At 57.9% G+C, this 18,709-nt stretch carries 27 protein-coding genes and 1 pseudogene; 4 read left to right on the forward strand and 24 right to left on the reverse strand.

What is annotated here, in order from left to right:
* Position 1: 1 nt before the first annotated feature.
* Positions 2-1,312, reverse strand: a complete 1,311-nt coding sequence (locus ABIQ96_RS08715) for a CAP domain-containing protein (protein ID WP_348214183.1) — start codon at positions 1,310-1,312, stop codon at positions 2-4.
* A 224-nt stretch (positions 1,313-1,536) separates the two neighbouring features.
* On the opposite strand from ABIQ96_RS08715, the gene ABIQ96_RS08720 reads away from it, so the two are divergent.
* The 4 genes from ABIQ96_RS08720 to ABIQ96_RS08735 all read left to right on the forward strand — a co-directional run bounded on the left by ABIQ96_RS08720 (position 1,537) and on the right by ABIQ96_RS08735 (position 5,346).
* Positions 1,537-3,231: an MFS transporter gene (locus ABIQ96_RS08720; RefSeq protein ID WP_348214184.1), complete on the forward strand. Its 1,695-nt coding sequence runs from the start codon at positions 1,537-1,539 to the stop codon at positions 3,229-3,231.
* Complete coding sequence (locus ABIQ96_RS08725) at positions 3,224-3,982, forward strand: M23 family metallopeptidase (protein ID WP_348214185.1); 759 nt, start codon at positions 3,224-3,226, stop codon at positions 3,980-3,982. Before ABIQ96_RS08720 ends, ABIQ96_RS08725 begins: the two co-directional genes overlap by 8 nt.
* A 1-nt stretch (position 3,983) precedes the next feature.
* On the forward strand, positions 3,984-4,703 hold the full coding sequence (locus tag ABIQ96_RS08730; protein WP_348214186.1) for a hypothetical protein: 720 nt from the start codon (positions 3,984-3,986) through the stop codon (positions 4,701-4,703).
* A gap of 196 nt (positions 4,704-4,899) precedes the next feature.
* On the forward strand, positions 4,900-5,346 hold the full coding sequence (locus ABIQ96_RS08735) for a hypothetical protein (RefSeq protein ID WP_348214187.1): 447 nt from the start codon (positions 4,900-4,902) through the stop codon (positions 5,344-5,346).
* Positions 5,347-5,388: 42 nt separating this feature from the next.
* Here the strand turns inward: ABIQ96_RS08735 and map are convergent, their stop codons facing one another.
* The 23 genes and pseudogenes from map to rpsJ form a co-directional block, all read right to left on the reverse strand.
* A complete protein-coding gene (gene map / locus ABIQ96_RS08740; RefSeq protein ID WP_348214188.1) occupies positions 5,389-6,192 on the reverse strand; it encodes a type I methionyl aminopeptidase in 804 nt (267 codons plus the stop codon).
* 41 nt (positions 6,193-6,233) lie between these two features.
* Positions 6,234-6,890, reverse strand: coding sequence for a nucleoside monophosphate kinase (locus ABIQ96_RS08745; RefSeq protein ID WP_348214189.1), 657 nt, complete (start codon positions 6,888-6,890; stop codon positions 6,234-6,236).
* Positions 6,887-8,404 carry a preprotein translocase subunit SecY gene (secY, locus tag ABIQ96_RS08750; protein ID WP_348214190.1) on the reverse strand — a complete coding sequence of 506 codons (1,518 nt, stop codon included), beginning with the start codon at positions 8,402-8,404 and terminating at the stop codon, positions 6,887-6,889. Before secY ends, ABIQ96_RS08745 begins: the two co-directional genes overlap by 4 nt.
* Positions 8,405-8,503: 99 nt before the next feature.
* Positions 8,504-8,956: a 50S ribosomal protein L15 gene (gene rplO / locus ABIQ96_RS08755; RefSeq protein WP_348214191.1), complete on the reverse strand. Its 453-nt coding sequence runs from the start codon at positions 8,954-8,956 to the stop codon at positions 8,504-8,506.
* 87 nt (positions 8,957-9,043) lie between these two features.
* Positions 9,044-9,766 carry a 30S ribosomal protein S5 gene (rpsE, locus tag ABIQ96_RS08760; RefSeq protein ID WP_348214192.1) on the reverse strand — a complete coding sequence of 241 codons (723 nt, stop codon included), beginning with the start codon at positions 9,764-9,766 and terminating at the stop codon, positions 9,044-9,046.
* A gap of 21 nt (positions 9,767-9,787) precedes the next feature.
* Positions 9,788-10,144, reverse strand: a complete 357-nt coding sequence (gene rplR, locus ABIQ96_RS08765; protein ID WP_348214193.1) for a 50S ribosomal protein L18 — start codon at positions 10,142-10,144, stop codon at positions 9,788-9,790.
* A gap of 41 nt (positions 10,145-10,185) precedes the next feature.
* Positions 10,186-10,725 carry a 50S ribosomal protein L6 gene (rplF, locus tag ABIQ96_RS08770; protein WP_348214194.1) on the reverse strand — a complete coding sequence of 180 codons (540 nt, stop codon included), beginning with the start codon at positions 10,723-10,725 and terminating at the stop codon, positions 10,186-10,188.
* 29 nt (positions 10,726-10,754) lie between these two features.
* Positions 10,755-11,150 (reverse strand): 30S ribosomal protein S8, encoded by a 396-nt coding sequence (gene rpsH, locus ABIQ96_RS08775; RefSeq protein WP_348214195.1) that lies wholly within the window; start codon positions 11,148-11,150, stop codon positions 10,755-10,757.
* A 33-nt stretch (positions 11,151-11,183) separates the two neighbouring features.
* On the reverse strand, positions 11,184-11,774 hold the full coding sequence (gene rplE, locus ABIQ96_RS08780) for a 50S ribosomal protein L5 (protein ID WP_348214196.1): 591 nt from the start codon (positions 11,772-11,774) through the stop codon (positions 11,184-11,186).
* A gap of 79 nt (positions 11,775-11,853) precedes the next feature.
* Entirely contained in the window at positions 11,854-12,087 is a 234-nt protein-coding gene (gene rplX, locus ABIQ96_RS08785; protein WP_348214197.1) for a 50S ribosomal protein L24, read from the reverse strand.
* A gap of 33 nt (positions 12,088-12,120) precedes the next feature.
* Positions 12,121-12,486 (reverse strand): 50S ribosomal protein L14, encoded by a 366-nt coding sequence (gene rplN, locus ABIQ96_RS08790; protein WP_348214198.1) that lies wholly within the window; start codon positions 12,484-12,486, stop codon positions 12,121-12,123.
* Between the two features lie 56 nt (positions 12,487-12,542).
* A complete protein-coding gene (gene rpsQ, locus ABIQ96_RS08795) occupies positions 12,543-12,812 on the reverse strand; it encodes a 30S ribosomal protein S17 (protein ID WP_348214199.1) in 270 nt (89 codons plus the stop codon).
* Positions 12,813-12,845: 33 nt separating this feature from the next.
* On the reverse strand, positions 12,846-13,046 hold the full coding sequence (gene rpmC / locus ABIQ96_RS08800; protein WP_348214200.1) for a 50S ribosomal protein L29: 201 nt from the start codon (positions 13,044-13,046) through the stop codon (positions 12,846-12,848).
* 36 nt (positions 13,047-13,082) lie between these two features.
* Positions 13,083-13,502, reverse strand: a complete 420-nt coding sequence (rplP, locus tag ABIQ96_RS08805) for a 50S ribosomal protein L16 (RefSeq protein ID WP_348214201.1) — start codon at positions 13,500-13,502, stop codon at positions 13,083-13,085.
* A gap of 50 nt (positions 13,503-13,552) precedes the next feature.
* Entirely contained in the window at positions 13,553-14,293 is a 741-nt protein-coding gene (gene rpsC, locus ABIQ96_RS08810; RefSeq protein WP_348214202.1) for a 30S ribosomal protein S3, read from the reverse strand.
* 150 nt (positions 14,294-14,443) lie between these two features.
* A pseudogene (gene rplV, locus ABIQ96_RS08815) lies at positions 14,444-14,764 on the reverse strand (50S ribosomal protein L22); the annotation flags it as partial.
* A 20-nt stretch (positions 14,765-14,784) separates the two neighbouring features.
* Positions 14,785-15,507, reverse strand: coding sequence for a hypothetical protein (locus tag ABIQ96_RS08820; RefSeq protein WP_348214203.1), 723 nt, complete (start codon positions 15,505-15,507; stop codon positions 14,785-14,787).
* Between the two features lie 27 nt (positions 15,508-15,534).
* Positions 15,535-15,807: a 30S ribosomal protein S19 gene (rpsS, locus tag ABIQ96_RS08825; protein WP_348214204.1), complete on the reverse strand. Its 273-nt coding sequence runs from the start codon at positions 15,805-15,807 to the stop codon at positions 15,535-15,537.
* Positions 15,808-15,839: 32 nt separating this feature from the next.
* Positions 15,840-16,685 (reverse strand): 50S ribosomal protein L2, encoded by an 846-nt coding sequence (gene rplB, locus ABIQ96_RS08830; RefSeq protein WP_348214205.1) that lies wholly within the window; start codon positions 16,683-16,685, stop codon positions 15,840-15,842.
* A gap of 47 nt (positions 16,686-16,732) precedes the next feature.
* The gene (gene rplW, locus ABIQ96_RS08835; protein WP_348214206.1) at positions 16,733-17,017 is read right to left on the reverse strand and encodes a 50S ribosomal protein L23; all 285 of its coding nucleotides are present in this window, start codon (positions 17,015-17,017) and stop codon (positions 16,733-16,735) included.
* A gap of 22 nt (positions 17,018-17,039) precedes the next feature.
* A complete protein-coding gene (gene rplD / locus ABIQ96_RS08840) occupies positions 17,040-17,648 on the reverse strand; it encodes a 50S ribosomal protein L4 (RefSeq protein WP_348214207.1) in 609 nt (202 codons plus the stop codon).
* A 37-nt stretch (positions 17,649-17,685) separates the two neighbouring features.
* Entirely contained in the window at positions 17,686-18,321 is a 636-nt protein-coding gene (gene rplC / locus ABIQ96_RS08845; RefSeq protein WP_348214208.1) for a 50S ribosomal protein L3, read from the reverse strand.
* Positions 18,322-18,380: 59 nt separating this feature from the next.
* Entirely contained in the window at positions 18,381-18,689 is a 309-nt protein-coding gene (gene rpsJ / locus ABIQ96_RS08850) for a 30S ribosomal protein S10 (protein ID WP_348214209.1), read from the reverse strand.
* Between the last annotated feature and the right edge of the window lie 20 nt (positions 18,690-18,709).

Genomic DNA, 18,709 nt, shown 5'->3' on the forward strand with positions numbered 1-18,709 from the left:
GTCACGGTTTGATCAGAATCCTAACCGAGTTCGGATCACCGGTTCGGTAGGCGCTCGATCCGATCATGCTGAAGACGGCATTTTCGACCGGCTCGGTTTTTTTATCCTTCGCCGCCGTGAGTTTGATTTCGGCAAACGACTTGTTGGCGGGAATGGTGACGAAGAATTGCCCCGGAGCAACAGGGCTCTTTTTGACACGCGCGGGAGCGACGGCCGACAGCTTGTAGTCTCCCGGGGAAGCGATCCCCGAACCGCCCTTGGTTGGGCCTCCGACAATGATCGTAAGCGCTCCGTCGTCCGGGCCGACGCGGACGATCCGGAAACTCGCGTCTCCATCGGTGGTTTCGCCGGCGATTTTGTCCAAGGGAACCAGCGACACAAAGGGAGTTCCGGAAGTGATGCGCAGATCGACCTTCTTGTTCTCGCCGTCGATGGTGAAATCCTTGGTTAACGGAGTTTTCAACCCACCTCCGCTGAAGGTGACGTCGCTCGCGCCGGGATCTGTAGAAAACGGAATGGAGTAACCGCCCGAAGTGGAGGTGACCGCGTGCCAGGAGCCGGTGGCCGGTTTCACTTTGATGCCGGAAAGCCCCTCGCCCGGTTCGCAGATGCCATTTTCGTTCACATCGTAGTAAGCCACGCCGAGGAGAAAATCAGGAGACGGAGAACGGTTTCCAAAATCCTGGGTGACGGAAAGCTTGCCGAATTCCTCCGCATCAGCCCCCCGTCGGGAAACGATGCTGATGCCGATCTCGCGGTAGTCTGTCGGACCGAAACCCATGATAGACATTCGGTGCCCGAGATCCGCCTGCACGCCGTCGGTGTCGTTTCCCCAATCGATATTGAATCCGGCGTGGGCGAACAATGTGGTGGAGACCAGGTTCGAATAAATGTTCTCGCTCGCCGAACTCGCCGCATAATCGGCATCCGCCACCCGGCTGCTGATCGTGGAGCCGTCGCTGCCGACATGATCTTGGAAATTGTTTTTCGCCATGTCCTTGCTCTGCCGCCGGGATGAAGCGAGCAGCTTCGCATTGAATGCCAGCGGCGGACGCGGGGCGTAGCTGGCGAAATCCAACTCCAGGCGGGCCAGATTGACGTGGAAAAATTCAATCCCGAAATCGACCCCGGCCTCGCCGGTATTCGCCAGGAAAAGTCCTTCGGCCGTCGGATTTGCCCGCGCGCGGTTGACCAGTTCCAGCATGTATTGCTCTTCGGCCGAGGGATTCCCGTGGCTGTAAGGAATGGATTCGGCGGCGAAAACCTGCGAGCTGCCCAAAATCAGGAGCGAATAGAGCGTGGTTCGGATCATCCGGATGGTGGAGGCATTCTAAAAGCATTCTCTAAATTGGCAACCCAGACTAACAAACCATGGCAGCGTCCACCCAGGTCTGAAAGAGACCAACTGGAAAACAGGTAACCCGGCGTCGTTCCTCCCCCAACCTAGGGAGGAGCTGGGAAAACTTGCTGTTTTCAACCCAGATCATTGCTTGCCATCCGCCGCCGGACCCGATAATCCCCGCAGACACAAATCCCATGACAAACACAGACGTATCCACAGTACCAAACGCCAAACGCCTTCTGGCCGCTGGGTTCACCGCCATCTTGGCAGCAGGGGTGGGCTTCGCCATCCGCGGCGGCATCCTCGACAACTGGCAGAAGGAATTCAACTTCACTGGAGCTCAACTGGGTGCCATCGGCGGTGCCGGCCTAAGCGGATTCTGTTTCGGTATCATCATCGGCGGGGTGATTGTGGACAAAATCGGATACGGCAAGCTCGTCCTCGCTGCGCTGCTGTTCCACATCATCTCCGCCTTCGTCACGTTCGGTGCCAGCACCCCCGCAAACGCTTATAATTTCCTGTTCTGGGGCAGCTTCATTTTCGCCTTCGCCAACGGCACTTTGGAGGCGGTCGCGAATCCGCTAGTTGCTACGATTTTCCCGAAACAGCGGACGCACTACCTTAACATCCTTCATGCCGCCTGGCCGGCGGGCATGATCTTGGGAACCGCCCTCGGCTGGGTCCTTGACGACAAACTTGAGTGGAATTGGAAAATCCAACTCGGTCTCTACCTGATTCCTGTCGCCCTTTACGGCATCATGTTCCTGGGTCAGAAATTCCCGAAATCCGAAGCTGCTGCGAAAGGAGCCAGCTTCGTCCAGATGTTCAAATCTGTCGGCATTCTTGGCGCACTTGTTGCCTGTTTCCTCCTGTCACTTTTCTTCGCTGATATCTTCAAGGGCATTCTCACCACCGTCGGACAGACTGCCGCGGAAATGGAAAGCACCGCGGCCACCTCAAAAATGATTGGCTACGGCATCGGTGGAGCATTGCTCATCACCGTCGCGGTCATGACACGCTTCTCCATCGGTTCGTTCCTGCTTTTCGTCCTTTTCGTGACTCACGCGCTCATCGGTTCGGTTGAATTGGGAACCGACAGCTGGATTCAGAACATCACCGGCAACATCTTCTCGTCGGAAAAGGGCAAATATCTCTTCATCTGGACATCTGCGATCATGTTCGGCCTCCGATTCTGCGCCCATTTCATTGAGAAGACCCTCAAGGTTTCACCCATCGGGCTGTTGCTGATCTGCTCGGTCATCGCCTGCATCGGTCTCCACCTTGCCAGCAATATCACCTCGTTCGGGATGGCCCTGCTCGCCCTTGGCATTTACGCGATCGGCAAGACATTCTTCTGGCCTACGATGCTCGCCGTCGTCGGTGACCGTTTCCCGCAAACCGGAGCGGTGGCCATGTCCATTATGGGTGGCATCGGGATGCTCTCCGTCGGCGTGATCGGCGGCCCCGGCCTCGGCTACCTCAAGGACCGCTACTCCGGCGAGGAACTGAAAAAGAACAGCGCCGAACTGTATGCCGAGTATGAATCCGCCACTCCCAGCAAGTTCCTCGACATCGAGGCGACCTCCGTCAAGGGCTTGGACGGGACCAAACTCGGCAAGGCCAACGACCTGCTCAAAGCGGCGCGTGCCGAAGTCAGCAAGGCTGGCGGCGACCCAGCCACCGCCATCACGACGCTTCCGAAAGCGGATCAGGAGGTCATCACCGCCAGCATTAACGGCGACCGCCACACTCTGAAAACAGACGCCATCATTCCGGCGATCATGGCCGCCATTTACGTTCTGCTCTTCCTCTACTTCAAGTCCATCGGTGGCTACCGTCCGATGAATATTGAGGAACTTGCAGGCGGAGTCGAAGGTCCGGTTGTCTGACTTGCTGGTCCATTTCCCCAAGCGGCATGACCTCACGGTCGTGCCGCTTTTTTGCGCTTGCGACAAATGCCTTCGGGGAGTCCACTATTGGCCGATGACCGCTGGTGGCAGAATTTTACGCAAACTCGGCGCGTGTCTCGCCGGGTTGCTCCTGACCGGCCTCACCGCCACCGCCGCGGAATTGAAAATCAATCTCGCCGACGGCTTCGATTTTCCCGTCGGAAAACCCAACGCGGACGGCTACTTCAAAGCCCGCGGCCTCCGCCTCCGCAGCCCGCAACATTTCGGCGAGGATTGGAACGGCCGTGGCGGTGGCGATACGGATTTCGGCGATCCCGTTTACGCCGTGGCCGATGGTATCGTTACCTTCGCCCACAACGTCCATGTGGGTTGGGGAAATGTAGTGCTCACCCGCCATGCCTACCGCGATTCCACCGGCAACGTTAAATTTTGTGACACCCTCAACGGTCACCTCAGCGAGATCCTCGTCAAGGAAGGCCAGCTGATCAAAAAAGGCCAGTTGATCGGCAAGATCGGCAGCAATTTCGGCATGTATCCCGCCCACCTCCATTTCGAAATCCGCCTCAACATCAACATCGGCATGCAGCGCACCAATGCCCCAGCTGATATGATCAACTGGGCGGATCCCACCGATTTCATCAACAAACACCGCAAGCTGAACCACGAGTGGCGGCCGGTCCCGGTGCCGACCGGCACCTATCAGGAATACGCGGGATACAAAGGCCTTTGAAATGAGCATCAAGGCCAAGTCCGGCGGCTCGTGGTTCACCGTCCTGCTCGTCGTCGCCGCCATCGCGGTCTGGGCTTACGATCAGAAAAAAGCCCTCGATCATTCACCGGCAAAACCCAGCGCTTCCCGCACGGAAAAAGCCGACTCGCCACCCAAGGCGAAACCCGCTCCTCCGGCCGCCAAAGGTCTGGAGAAAATCGGCGGCTACGAAGTCTATCGGAATTGCACGCTCGTCGAGGCCCGCAACAACGACGGCGACAGCTTCATGTTGAAATTGCCGGACGGCAGGCAATCCGAATTCCGCCTCTACTTCGTGGACACCCCGGAAAGCGCCTTCAAGAGCTACAAAGGAGGCGAAACCAACCGCCAGCGCATCGATGAACAAGCCGCCGAAATGGGCGGCATCACAGCGCAACAAGCGGTCCAGATCGGCCAAGACGCCAAACATTTCACCCTCGACTTGTTGGCATCGCGGCCATTCGACATCTACACGCGTTGGGACAGCCCGTTTCACGACAACCGCTTCCACGCCTTCGTTGAGGTGAAACAGAACGGTAAATCCCGCTGGCTGGACGAACTGCTCGTTGAGAAAGGATTTGTCCGCATCCACACCAAAGGCGCGGATCTGCCGGATGGCATCACCTACGCAAAGCAAAAGGCTCACCTGCTAGATCTGGAGCGCGCCGCGAAAAAAGCAGAAGCCGGAGTCTGGGGAAAATAAGGAGGGTGGGACTTCGGCCCACCAAGCCAATGAAACGCGAAAGAATCGCGCGAAGCTCCCCTTTTTCCTCCTCATTGTCAGTGCGGACAGAAGTATCCGCACTCCTCACGAAACCACCATTCCACCGGTGGGATGACATGATCGCGTAGGAAGGAATTCTTGCCCCTACCCGCAGGTCGATATTTCATCGCTCCTCATGCCTGCCCCCCGGCGCCGTTCACTATTCCTGTTAGCTCTGACCATCACCCTTTCAATTTGGGGCGCGGTGCTGGCATGCTCTCCTTCCGAAATCCTTCACGGCGGACCGCAAATCATGATGGTCGCCACGACACCGGTATGCGGCAGTCTCGCGCTCGTCCTGCTTCTGGCCAGTGGATTGAAAGAGTCGGTGGATTGCCGCAGCCGCGGGAAATCCGCCCTTCCGGATTGGGAAATCATCCCGTTGGAACGCCGGAGGCCACCCGGCTTTGAGCGGCGCACGGAACACCGGCCCATCGTCGTCGTCCCGAAAAGTCGTGTGAGCCGTGTTATCCCACCGGCATTCCTGCATTCCAGACGCCGATCACTTGGGCTTCCCGAGCATCCTCCCTTCGGTCTCAACCGGAAGCGCTGCCGCAGTTGGCATCGCCGTCTGGTCCCTTGAGAATCTCCGGAACAAAGAATAATCCGATAGAAACTCCGGTGATTACCAGGCAGGCAGGCCCAGCATCTCCGGCAGCGCCTCGCGGGGCCTCCATGTTAGAATTTCAGGATCTCCCGAGGTGATCAGGACGGTGTGCTCGAAATGCGCCGAAGGTTTCTTGTCCTCGGTGATCACCGTCCAACCGTCGTCGAGAATCCTAACTGAAGGAACGCCGGCGTTGACCATCGGCTCGATGGCAAGGGTCATGCCGGGCATCAGCGTCGCGGATTTGCCCTGCGGGCGATAGTTCGGTACCTGCGGTTCCTCATGCAGACGGCGGCCGACCCCGTGGCCGACGAATTCGCGGACGATCGTGAAACCGCGGGGCTTGGCGAATTCCTCCACCGAACCGCAAAGATCCGCGAGCTTGCGGCCGGCGCGCGCGTGTTTGATCGCTTCGAACAGCGACTGCTCGGTGACCGCTAACAGCCGCTTGGTTTCCAGCGGAATGTCCCCTGCCGGAACGGTCGTCGCGTTATCGCCGATGAAGCCGCTTTTCACGATGCCTACGTCGATCTTCACGATGTCTCCGGGCATGATCTTGCGCGGTCCGCCGATGCCGTGGACGACTTCCTCATTGATGGAAATACAAGTGTAGCCGGGAAATCCGCGGTAGCCGAGGAAGGCGCTTTTGCATTCGTGCTCGCGCATCATCTCGGCGGCCATTCGGTCGATTTCCCCGGTGGTTTTGCCCGGAGCAACCTCCTTGGCGAGCGCCTGCAGGATGGTCGAGGCGATGGAACCGGCCGTGCGCATGAAATCGATTTCACGCGGGGACTTGATAGGGATGCGGGGTCTGCGGGACACGATGTTGAGACAGAGATTGAGGAATGAAGTTTTCAAGCCGTTTAACCGGCGAACGATCGAAGCAACCGGGCCGCCACTTCATCCTGCGGGGCCGTGGCATCGCAAGCAGAAAGCTGGCCCGAGGCTCGGTAATGATCAATGACCGGCACGGTGAGATTGACGAACTCCGCATGGCGGCTGCGGAAATTCTCCTCACTGTCGTCGGCACGGGGACCCGCGGGTTGATAACAGGCAGGACATGTTCCGCCGGTTGCCAATTGCGCTTTCTGGCCGGTCCAGCGGCACGACGGGCATTCCACCCGGTCGTGGATTCTGGCGATCAATTCGGAAAACGGCACTTCCAGAGAAACTGCCGCATCGATTTTCAAATCCTTCGCCGCCAGCCATTCATCCAGAAAAACCGCCTGTGGCAAACTGCGGGGAAATCCATCGAGCACCCATCCCCCGGTCTGGCGCGACAGCCAATCCGCGAGGATCGGGCACATCAGGTCATCCGGCAGGTATTCACCGCGGGCGAGGATGGGCTCCGCTTGTTTTCCCAACTCCGTCCCGGCCCCGACGTGTTCCCGGAGCAATGCCCCGGTGCTGAGATAACCGAGCCCGAGGCTGGCCGCCAACCGCCGTCCCTGAGTCCCCTTGCCGGAAGCCGGAGGCCCGAGCAAGACGACGCGGAGCGGCTTGGCGGCTGGAGCGATCAACGGCCGCCGTTGTAGAGGTAGGCGGTGATGCCGACGACGATCAGGACGGCAATGACGGTCCAAAGATAAACAATGGCGGTGCGTGGTGCGGAGCCGGAGTTTTGATTGAGACGATCGTAGCGACCCTTGAGTTTGCCTTTGCGGAGGAAACCGTCGTAGTGCTTCTGAAGGAGCTGGGTTTCGACCTGACGCATGACGTCAAGCACGACACCCACCATGATCAGCAACGAGGTGCCGCCGAAGAACTGGAGGATGAGCGAGCCAGGTGGCAGTCCCACCACTTTTCCGGTCAGCACCGGAAGGATGAAGAGAGCTGCGAGGAAAACCGCCCCGGCGAAGGTGAGCCGCGTCATCGTGAAATCCAGAAAATCCGCAGTCGGCTTGCCGGGACGAACGCCGGGAATGTAGCCGCCGTTGCGCTTGAGGTCTTCCGCGATTTGCGAAGGCTGGAACATCATGGCCACCCAGAAATACGAGAACAGGAAGATTCCGACGCCGCCGAGGACGTAGAACGCAGGACCACCGCGGGAAAGTTCACTGTAAGCCCACAAAGCCCATGGCTTGCCGGCGACTCCGGGAATGTATTGCAACATCAGCGGAGGAAGCGAAAGAACGGCCGAGGCGAAAATGATCGGCATGACGCCTGCATAATTGACCTTGAGAGGCAGATACTGGGTTTGTCCGCCGAATTGTTTGCGGCCGACAACGCGCTTGGCGTATTGCACGGCGATTCGCCGCTGGGCCTGGGTGATTGCAATGGTTCCGGCGATGACAATCAGCAACAAGGCGATCATCATGACCATCCACATGGCGTTGAAGGCGTTGACCTTTCCTTCGGTCCCGGATGGCAGGAAATAGTGCCATGCTTGGATCAAGGCACCGGGAAGAGCGGAGATGATGTTGACCGTGATGATGATCGAGGTGCCGTTGCCGATTCCTTTTTCGGTGATCTGGTCGCCGATCCACATCAGAAGGACGGTGCCGGCCACGATCGTAATAACGGTCATCGCCATCCAGGTGAAGTCGCCGTGAGGAACCAGTTTTCCAAATTTCTCGATCCCTTTCATATAAGGGATGTTTTCCGGGTTGGTCAGCGACTTCGCGACGAAGAACCCCTGAACCACGGCAATGCCGATGGTGATGTAGCGGGTATATTGCGTGATTTTCTGGCGTCCACCGTCTTCACGGGCGAGGCGAGAAAGCTTCGGCACCACGGCGGTCATCAGCTGCACCATGATCGATGCCGAAATATACGGCATGATCCCGAGCGCGAAAATACCGGCCTGTTGGAGACCTCCACCGGAGAAAACCGTTAGCAAGGAGGTGATGCCGCCTGCCGGGTTTTTCGGATCCGCATTTCTCAAGCTGTCCAGATAGGCCTTGATGACTCCGGCATCGACACCGGGAAGCGTGATGTGGACTCCAAGCCGGATGATGACGATCAGGGCGAGGGTGAAAAGAATGCGGTCCCGGAGTTCGGGGATTTTCCAACTATTGGTAAACGCGGAAATCATGGCTGATGGGTGAGGAAAATGACGCTTAGTGTTATAAAGACGATGAGGAAGCGCGGGAATGCGCTTCCTCATCGGAAATCAAAGATCAATCGAGAGCAATCAAGCGGTGGGTTCGGTGACCGAGCCACCCGCTTTTTCGATCTTTTCACGAGCGGAAGCACTGGCATTGGCCACCACGAGGTGGAACGCCTTGGTGACTTCGCCAACGCCAAGAACCTTGACCTTGTCGCAGGGGCCGTTGACGAGGCCTTGCCCGCGGAGGGCGGCTTCGTCGATGGTGGCTCCGGCGTCGAAGAGATCGTCGAGTTCACCCACGTTGAAGACCACGAACTTGTCGCGGAAATCGTAGTTGTTGAAGCCGCGCTTCGGAAGACGACGGTGAAGAGGCATCTGGCCGCCTTCGAAACCGACACGGGTGCCGGAACCGGAGCGGGCCTTCTGACCCTTGTTGCCTTTGCAGGAAGTTTTGCCGTGACCGGAGCTTTCGCCGCAACCAAGGCGCTTGACCTTGTGCTTTGAGCCTGGATTCGGGCTGAATGAATGAAGTTCCATTGTATTAGAAGAGTTATTGGTTAAAGGTTATTGGTTAGAAGTGAAGATCATTGGATTCCCAATAACTTTTAACTTCCAACCTTTAACTTAGATGGCCTTTTCCTTTTTCTTTTTGCCGCGTCCGCCGAGCACTTGGTCGCGGGTGCGGAGTTGGGAAAGAGCCTTGAGGGTGGCTTTCACCACGTTGGCGTGATTGGAGGAGCCCATCGATTTGGCGAGGATGTCGCGGATGCCGACGGCTTCGCAAACGGCGCGCACACCGCCACCGGCGATGATGCCCGTTCCCGGAGATGCTGGCTTGAGGAGAACCTTGCCACCACCGTATTCGGCGTAGATTTCGTGAGGGATCGTGCCGTCAACAATGCTCATCGGCTTGAGCACCTTGCGGGCGCCTTCGCTGGCTTTCTTGATGGCGTCGGCCACTTCGTTCGCCTTGCCGTAGCCAAGACCGACCATGCCGACCTTGTTTCCGGTGACGACGAGAGCGGAGAAGCTGAAGCGACGTCCGCCTTTGACGACCTTGGCGCATCGGTTGATGAAGACGACCTTTTCGGAAAGCTCGTTGCCTTCGGCATCGGTCGGAGCAGCACGCTCTTCACGACGTGGGCCGCCGCGTCCGCGACCGCCACCTTGTCCGCCACCGCCTTGGTAGCCACCACCGCCGCCGCCACCCTGATAACCGCCGCCTTGGCCGCGATTGCCTTGATAGCCGCCTTGTTGGCCGGAGCCTGCCACCGGGCCCAAAGGCAGGGGTGCCGCTGCCGGAGTTGCAGGTGTTGCTGGAGTTTCGTTTTCTGGAATTGTTACCATGATGTTTGTCAGGTCGGAGCGTTAGAATTGGAGTCCGGCTTCGCGAGCTGCGTCGGCGAGGGCTTTGACTTTACCATGATAGAGGTGACCGCCGCGGTCGAAGACGACGGCGCTGATGTTCGAACCCTTGGCGCGCTCCGCGAGGAGTGCTCCGACCTTCTGGGCGCTCTCGATATTCGAGGAGGCCTTTTCGAAGGACTTGTCGAGAGTGGAGGCGGAGACCAAGGTCTTGCCTGCCGCGTCGTCGATGACCTGGGCGTAGATGTGTTGATTGGAATAATGAACTGCGAGACGCGGGCGTTCGGCGGTTCCGCTGACTTTGCGGCGGATGCGGTTGTGAACGCGGCGGCGGATCGACTTGCGATTGATAGTGCTCATGGTGCCGTAATTGGTTTGAGGTGTGGGGCGACGGTAATGGATTATTTGCCGACGCTTTTGCCTTCCTTGCGGCGGACGTGCTCGCCAACATAGCGAACGCCTTTGCCTTTATAAGGTTCAGGTGGATAGAAGCCGCGGACTTCGGCAGCGAACTGACCGACGAGCTGCTTGTCGATGCCTTCAACCTTGATCTTGGTGTTTTCAACGACAGTGACGTTGAGACCCGATGGGATGGGGTGAAGGAGCGGATGCGATCGACCGAGGGAGAGGTCAAGGTCGGAACCCTTGACCGCAGCGCGGAGACCGACACCGATGATTTCGAGATCCTTCACGAAACCGGTCGAGACGCCGACGATCATGTTCTGAACGAGGCTGCGGGCGGTGCCGTGGAGGGCTTTGTGTTGGCGGAGCTCTGAAGCACGGGAAACGACAACAGTGCCGTCTTCCGAGGTGAGCGAGATTCCTTCGGGAAGCGGGAAGTCGAGTTTGCCCTTGGGGCCTTCGACGATCACCGTGCGGCCGTCAAGTTTGACGGCGACCTTCGCGGGGACAGAGATTGGTTTGAGACCGACTCGTGACATGGTAGTGTTTTCCTTTGACGAGTTAGGGTTTACCAGACGTTGGCGAGGAGCTCGCCGCCGAGGTTTTGCTTCTTGGCGGAGCCGCCGGACATGACGCCTTTCGAGGTCGAAAGGATCGAGATGCCGAGGCCGGACATGACGCGTGGCACTTCGTTCGCGCCGATGTAATGGCGGCGGCCGGGAGTGGAAACGCGCTTGAGGTCGGTAAGGACCGAGCGGCCGTCGATGAACTTCGGCTTGGCCTTGAGGGTCGTACGCTCGCCGGTGACGACTTCGTAGTTCCAGAGGTAGCCTTCTTCCTGGAGAATGCGGGCGATGTCCGCCTTGATCTTGGAATAAGGTGCGGAGAATTCCTCATTGCCGGCGCGGGCGGCGTTTTTGAAACGCGTGAGGAAATCGGAGATTGGATCGGTGAGAACTGCCATAACAGGTGTTTCTTTTAAATTGGTTCCTTGTTGTTAGTTGGCAGCTACGGCCTCGGCTTCAACTTCGTTGGCCTTTTTCATGTCGCGGAAAGGCATGCCAAGCTCCATGAGCAGGGCGCGGCCTTCGGCGTCGGTCGGAGCGGAAGTCACGAAGATCAGGTCGAAGCCGATGGTGCGCTTGATCTGGTCGATTTCGATTTCCGGGAAGATGGATTGCTCGCTGATACCGCACGCATAGTTTCCACGGCCGTCGAACGACTTGGAGGAAATACCGCGGAAGTCGCGGATGTTAGGAGCGGTGACGTTGATGAAGCGATGGAGGAATTCCCACATGCGGGCGCCACGGAGGGTGACGCGGGCGCCGAGAGCTTCACCTTCGCGCAACTTGAAGTTAGCGACAGCCTTCTTCGAGAACGTGATGGACGGGCGCTGGCCGGTGATCTTTTGGATCTCGTTGACGGCGTCGTCAACGGCTACCTTGCGGTCCGGGGCTTTTCCCATGCAGGAGGTGACCACGATCTTTTCGAGACGTGGGACTTGGTGGGAGTTGGTGTATCCTTGGCTCTTCTTGAGGGCCGGGATAACCTTGTCCTTGTAGTGTTGTTGTAGTGCTGGAGTGCTCATTTTTTTGCGGGTCAGCGCTGATTGCTCAGGCGCTTAAGCGCGGGCTGAAGTGCAGGCGCTTCTTTCGAAGCGAAATGCTTCAGCCCACTTTCTTGACATTGGAGATATGGACGGTGCCGTCGATGGTCTTGAGACCGCCGTTAGGCTCGGCTTCGGTTGGCTTGACAGCCTTGATGATCGGGCGGCCGCCTTCGACGGTGACCTTGCCCTTGACGGCATTCACCAGGAGCACGGTGCCGCGCTTGCCTTTGTGATTGCCTGCGATGATTTCGACTTGATCGCCTTTTTTGACGTGGGTCTTGATGCGGCTCATGAAATTGGAAGTGTGAGGAGTTGATGCCTTGGTTCAGAGAACCTCGGGAGCGAGAGAAACGATCTTCATGAACGAACGCTCACGAAGCTCACGGGCGACGGGTCCGAAGATCCGGGTGCCGCGCGGGTTGTTGTCCTTGTCGATGATCACCACGGCGTTGGAGTCAAAACGCAGGATCGAACCGTCGGCGCGGCGGATAGGGTAAGCGGTGCGAACGACGACGGCCTTGACGACGCTGCCTTTTTTGACGGCGGCGGTCGGGATGGAATCGCGGATGTGGCAGGTGATCACGTCACCGATGCATGCGGTGCGGCTGCGCTTGCCGAGCACGCCGATCATTTTTGCGCTACGGGCACCGGTGTTATCGGCGACGGTGAGCATGGTTTCCATCTGGATCATGACTTGAAAAAATTAGAGATTTGAAATGTGAAATGTGAGATTCGGCAAAGCCTGACTCAATGCGAAATGACTTCGGCGAGCGTCCAGCACTTCAGCTTCGAAAGCGGACGGGTTTCGACGATACGGACGCGGTCGCCGATCTGGCCCTGGTTCTCTTCGTCATGCACGTAGTACTTCTTGGAGCGCTTGACGATTTTGTTGAACTTGGGATGGGGAACACGGGCAACGTGTTCGACGACGAGGGTCTTGTCCATTTTATTGGAAATGACCACGCCAACGCGGGTTTTACGGAGGTGGACTTGTGCGTCCGAAGGAGTCTCGCTCATGATTGGAATAGGTTGAAGCGTTGGGAGCAATGATTAGGCGCTCTTCTTGGCCGTGACAGCCGTAAGGATCTGAGCGGTTTCGCGGCGCACCTGTTTGATGCGGGCTGGATTTTCCAGCGAGCCGGTGGCCTTCTGGAGACGGAGGTTGAGAGATTCCTGCTTGAGGTCGCGGAGACGAACGGCGAGTTCGTCAAGCGACAGTTCGCTGGTAGCTTTGGCTTTGGTTTTGGCCATAATTCAGACGGATATTGGATGGATTGATCGGACGGATCAGGCGTGCGGATTGCGGGTAACGAGGCGGGTGCGGATGCCGAGCTTGTAGGATGCGAGACGCATCGCTTCTTTCGCTGCGGATTCGGTGACACCACCGATTTCGAAAAGGATGTTGCCCGGACGGATGACTGCCACCCAACCTTCGACAGCGCCTTTACCTTTACCCATCCGTGTTTCAGGAGGACGTGAGGTGATGGACTTGTGTGGGAAAATCCGGATCCAGACTTTTCCTTTCCGCTTCAGCGAGCGGTTGATCGCGATCCGGCAAGCTTCGATCTGGCGGTTGGTCATCCATCCGCGGTCGAGGGTTTGCAGACCGAAGTCACCGAAGGCGACAGTGGTTCCGCGTTGGGCATTGCCAGCTCGGCTTCCGCGGTGGCTCTTGCGGAACTTGGTTCGTTTGGGCATCAAAGGCATGACTCGGTCCTCCTAAAGGTTAAAAATTAGATTCTTGAAAAATTGAGTGATCAGTTGCGATTTTGAGGAGGGCGACGATCGCCTCCGCGATCACCACCACGGCCACCGCGATCGCCGCGGTCACCACCCCGGTTGTCACGTCCTTGCGGACGGCCACCGGTGCCATCGTCTTCCTTCTTGTTGACCCAGGCCTTCACGCCAATGATGCCGTAAAGGGTGCGGGCTTCGGCGAAGCCGTAATCAAGTGGAACACGGAGAGTTTGAAGAGGCACCTTGCCTTCGCGATAGCTTTCGGAGCGGGCGATGTCAGCACCACCGAGGCGGCCGGCGCAACGGAGACGAATGCCTTCGGCACCGAATTCCATGGCGGTTTGCAACGCACGCTTCATGGCGCGGCGGAAGGAAATCCGGCGCTCAAGTTGCACGGCGATTTGCTCGGCAACCAGCTGGGCGTCAAGTTCCGGCTTGCGGATCTCGATGATGTCGATTTTGACCTGGGCACCTTTGCAAAGACCGGTGATGTCCTTGGTCATCACTTCGATTTCCTTGCCTTGGCGACCGATGATCAGGCCAGGACGGGAAGTGTGAAGGGTGACGCGAACGCTGTTCCACGCACGCTCGATGACCACACGGGCCAGACCGGCGTTGACCAGCTTGTTCTTGAGGTAACCACGGATCGCGAGATCTTCGTGGAGCTTATCGGTGTAGTCTTTGCCGCTGGCATACCACTTCGAGCGCCAGTCTTTGTTGACGGCGAGACGGAATGCGATCGGATTTACTTTTTGGCCCATGGTCGGTGAGGGATGAGATTAAATGAGAGGGTTTCAGGCTTCTTCGGTAGCTGCAACAGCTTCGGCCGGAGTGTCTTTGATTTGCTTTGGAGCGGGCTTGGCTGCGACCTTGCGGGCGGCCTTCTTTTTCTTCTCGGGAGCGGATCCGACGAGAGTGATCGAGATGTGGCTGGTGCGCTTGAGGATCGGGCCGGCGGAACCTTTGGCCCGTGGCTTGAAGCGGCGGAGCGTCGGGCCTGCGCCGATGACGGCTTCCTTGATGACGAGCGTGCCGGCATCGAGGGAAAAATTGTTCTCCGCATCAGCGATGGCGGTCTTGAGCGTCTTGCCGATAAGCTGTGCGGCTTTCTTCGGCGTGAAGGTCAAAATATCAAGGGCGCTCGATACGGCGAGGCCTTGGATTTCGCGGGCGACGTCGCGCGCCTTTTTGGGCGAGAGACGAACGAATTTTGTGGTGCTTTTGACTTCCATGGGTCGTCGGACGTGAGTGGTTACTGCGCGGATGCTTGTGTTTCGAGGACGGCGAGATCGCCGATGCGAGGAGTTTCGGCGACGTTGTCGAGTTCGACAAAGGCACCGCTGACGCCCTTGCGGACGTCGGCTAAAATGGCTTTTCCGTAGGGCTGCTGCCCGCGGGTAAGGCGGAATGTCATGCCGATTTTCGCGCCCTGGCTTTCGCCGAGGTTGAGAACCAACATGCCACTGGTTTGGTCGATACTGACGAGCCGGGCCTGCTGAAGCGAGCCGGCGCGAATATCGGGGCGGGGCTTCTGGCGCAGTCCGAGGACAGCGTCAAGCTCTCTTAGTGAAGTTTCTACACGAACCCTTGCATCCGGATCGGAGACCACCGCCTGACGGAGGTAGTCCTGAACGGAAGCAGCGAGGTGCGTGAAGGACGCTTCCAATTCGGAATTGCGCTCTTTGGCGAGTTCGTAGTCGGAAGCGAGCTGGATTTGCCGGTCGTTGCCGCCGTCCAGCAGGTTCTTGCCGAGAAGTTCGAGTTGCAGTTTGACCTGAGCCAATTGCTCGGTCGCCTGCTTCTCGCCCTTGTTGGACTCGGCCAGACTGCGCGTAAGGGCTTGGTTCTGCTCCTGAAGCTCGGTGATGATCTCCTGGAACTCGTCCGCCGTCGGTGCCTGGGCCACACACATCTCCGCGCCGGCCAACAACCCGAGGGCGGCGGCGAGTGCTTTGAAATGGATGGCGGTGCGCATGACTTGGAACGTGTGAAACCAGGTGGATTACTTCTTACCGATGCCGCCGTGAGTGCGGAACAAACGGGTCGGGGAAAACTCACCGAGCTTGTGGCCAACCATGTTTTCGGTCACGTAAACGGGAACGAAGGTCTTGCCGTTGTGCACGGCGAAGTTATGGCTGACGAAATCCGGGGTGATCATCGACTTGCGGCTCCATGTCTTGATGGGCTTGCGGTCGGATCCGGCTTCGGCAACGGCATCGATCTTGGCAAGGAGCTTTTGATCGACGTATGGGCCTTTCTTGAGGGAACGTGGCATAATTAAAGTGCGTTAATTGGTTCGCTGATGGATTACTTCCGCTTCGCCTTGTGGCGGGACTCGACGATGAAGACGCTGGTGGTCTTCTTCTTGTTGCGGGTCTTCTGGCCCTTCGCATGGCCCCATGGGCTGAGAAGGTGCTGACGACCACCACCGGACTTCGACTTGCCTTCGCCACCACCGTTCGGGTGGTCAACTGGGTTCATCGTCATACCGCGGACGGTCGGGCGAACGCCCTGCCAGCGGGTGCGGCCGGCTTTTCCGGAAGTTTCGTTCATGTGGTCGCGGTTACCGACTTGGCCGATGGTGCAAAAGCAACGCTCGTTAAAGCGGCGGATTTCACCGGAAGGCATTTTCACCAGTGCCCAGCCGCCATCGCGGTTGGAAAGCACGGCGAGTTGACCGGCGGCGCGGGCGACTTTGCCACCATTGCCTGGGATGAGCTCGATGTTGTGGATCGAGGTTCCAAGTGGCACGGCGCTGAGCGGCATCGCGTTTCCGGTCTTCGGAGCAACATTGGCACCGGCAACCACGGTCGTTCCGACTTCGAGGCCGAGAGGAGCGAGGATGTAGGATTTCTGGCCGTCCTCATACTGGATGAGGGCGATGCGGCAGGTGCGGTTCGGATCGTATTCGATGCCGACGACCGTAGCTGGCGCATCGAGTTTGCCGCGCTTGAAGTCGATCAGACGGTAGTGGCGCTTGTGGCCACCGCCGATGTGACGGCAAGTGATGCGGCCGGTGTTGTTACGGCCACCGCTGCGCTTGAGCGGGGTGAGAAGGCTCTTCTCAGGCTTGCTCTTGGTGATCTCGTCGAACGACGGCAGATTCTTGTAGCGGGCTGATGGAGTGATTGGCTTGAAAGTTTTCAGTGGCATGACAATCGGAACGGTAAAGGTTACGTTTGAAAAAGCGGGTGGTTCGCTTAGACGAGATCAAGCGATTCGCCTTCTTTCAGACGGACGATGGCTTTTTTCCAATGGTTGGTACGACCGGCATCGGCACGACGCTGGCGCTTGAGTTTTCCGTCGTAGTTGGCGGTGCGGACTGCCAGAACGGTTTTTCCGAAGAGTTGTTCCACGGCCTGCTTGATTTCAACCTTGTTGGCCTTGCGGTCCACTTCCAGGGTGACCTCGTTGTTGTTCTCCTGAAGCATGGTTGCTTTCTCGGAGAGGCGGACGTTTTTAATGACCTGATAAATGTCTTTCATGATCTCGGTGTAGGTCCGGGGTTCAGGCGGTGCGAGCCGCGAGGGTTTGAACGGCATCACCCACGAGGATGATGGTGTTGGCGAGGAGGAGTTGTTCGACGTTGAGGTCCGAACCCGTGACGAGTTGGGCGTAAGCAACGTTGCGGGCAGCAAGGTAGGTGTTATCGTCGAAGGAATTTCCAACCACGAGAATCTTGCCTGGCTTGGTCATTGCGTCGAGAGCGGCGATGAAAGACTTGGTCTTGCCATCAGCAATCGAGAAGGACGGAACAGTGATGATTTTCTCAGCACGAACGAGATCACCCAAGGTACGGCGCAAAGCGAGCTTGCGCACGGTCTTTGTAACCTTCTTGGAATAGTCACGCGGGCGTGGTCCGAAGACAACACCACCACCGACGAAGATCGGGGCGCGCTTGTCGCCGTGACGGGCGCCACCAGTGCCCTTTTGTTTGTAGATCTTGCGGTTGTTACCGGAAACCTCGCCACGGGTCTTGGTGCAAGCTGAGCCGGTGCGGCGGTTGGCGCGATAGGCGATCACGAGATCGTGAACGGCTTGGCGACCTTTCTCGGCACCGACCAATACGAGATTGGCGGCTTGAGCGTCTTCTGCTGTGAAAGTCTTAACGGACATGACTTGGAATCGTGAGAGGTTTCAGAATGCCACCGGATCAGGCGGACTTTTTCTTGGCTGGGCGGACGGTGACGTAGTTGCCGTTTGAACCGGGAACTGCGCCGGAGACGAGGATGACACCGTCTTCAGGACGGACGGCAACGATTTTGAGATTTTGAACGGTCGAACGGGTGGTGCCCATGTGGCCGGGCATCTTTTGGTTCTTCCAAACGCGACCTGGGGTGGAGCGGCAACCGATGGCTCCCGTTCTGCGGTGCATCATGGAGCCGTGGGTCATTTTCAAACCACCGAATCCGTGGCGCTTGACCGCACCTTGGAAACCGCGGCCCTTGGATTCGCCGATCACGTCAACCCATTGGCCTTCCGTGAAAGTATCGAGACCCGTGTGGGTGGCTGGAGGAGTGACGCCGTTTTCGAGGCGGAATTCCTGGATGAAGCGTTTTGGAGCGCAACCGGCTTTCTTGGCAATGCCGAGAGCAGGCTTGGTGGCGCGTTGTTCCTTTTGATCGCCATAGCCGACTTGGACCGCGGTGTAACCGTCGGTTTCAGGAGTTTTGACTTGAAGCACCGTATTACCGGAAACATCAATGACAGTGACAGGGATCATGATCCCGGCCTGTTGGTCGAACAGGCGGGTCATACCGATTTTTTTGCCGAGGAGGCCGAGTGACATGACGATGGAAGAATTAGAGATTTGAAATTTGAAAGTAGAGAAGCGGAGGCGTCCCGAACTTAGATACGGATGGTGATGTCAACACCGGCTGGCAGGTTAAGCTTCTTGAGCTCATCCACGGTGCGGGCGGTAGGATCGACGATGTCGAGCAAACGCTTGTGAGTGCGGACTTCGAATTGTTCCATCGACTTCTTGTTGACGTGGACCGAACGGTTGACGGAGAACTTCTCGATACGGGTCGGAAGTGGGATAGGGCCGGCAACACGGGCTCCCGTGCGTTTCGCGGTCTCCACGATTTCTTGGGCGGAGCGGTCGATCGCGCGGTGATCGAAGGCGCGCAGGCGGATGCGTATTTTCTGATTTTCCATGGTGGAGAAGTTGTTTGACG

The organism is Luteolibacter sp., from assembly GCF_039920825.1.
Lineage (GTDB): Bacteria > Verrucomicrobiota > Verrucomicrobiia > Verrucomicrobiales > Akkermansiaceae > Luteolibacter.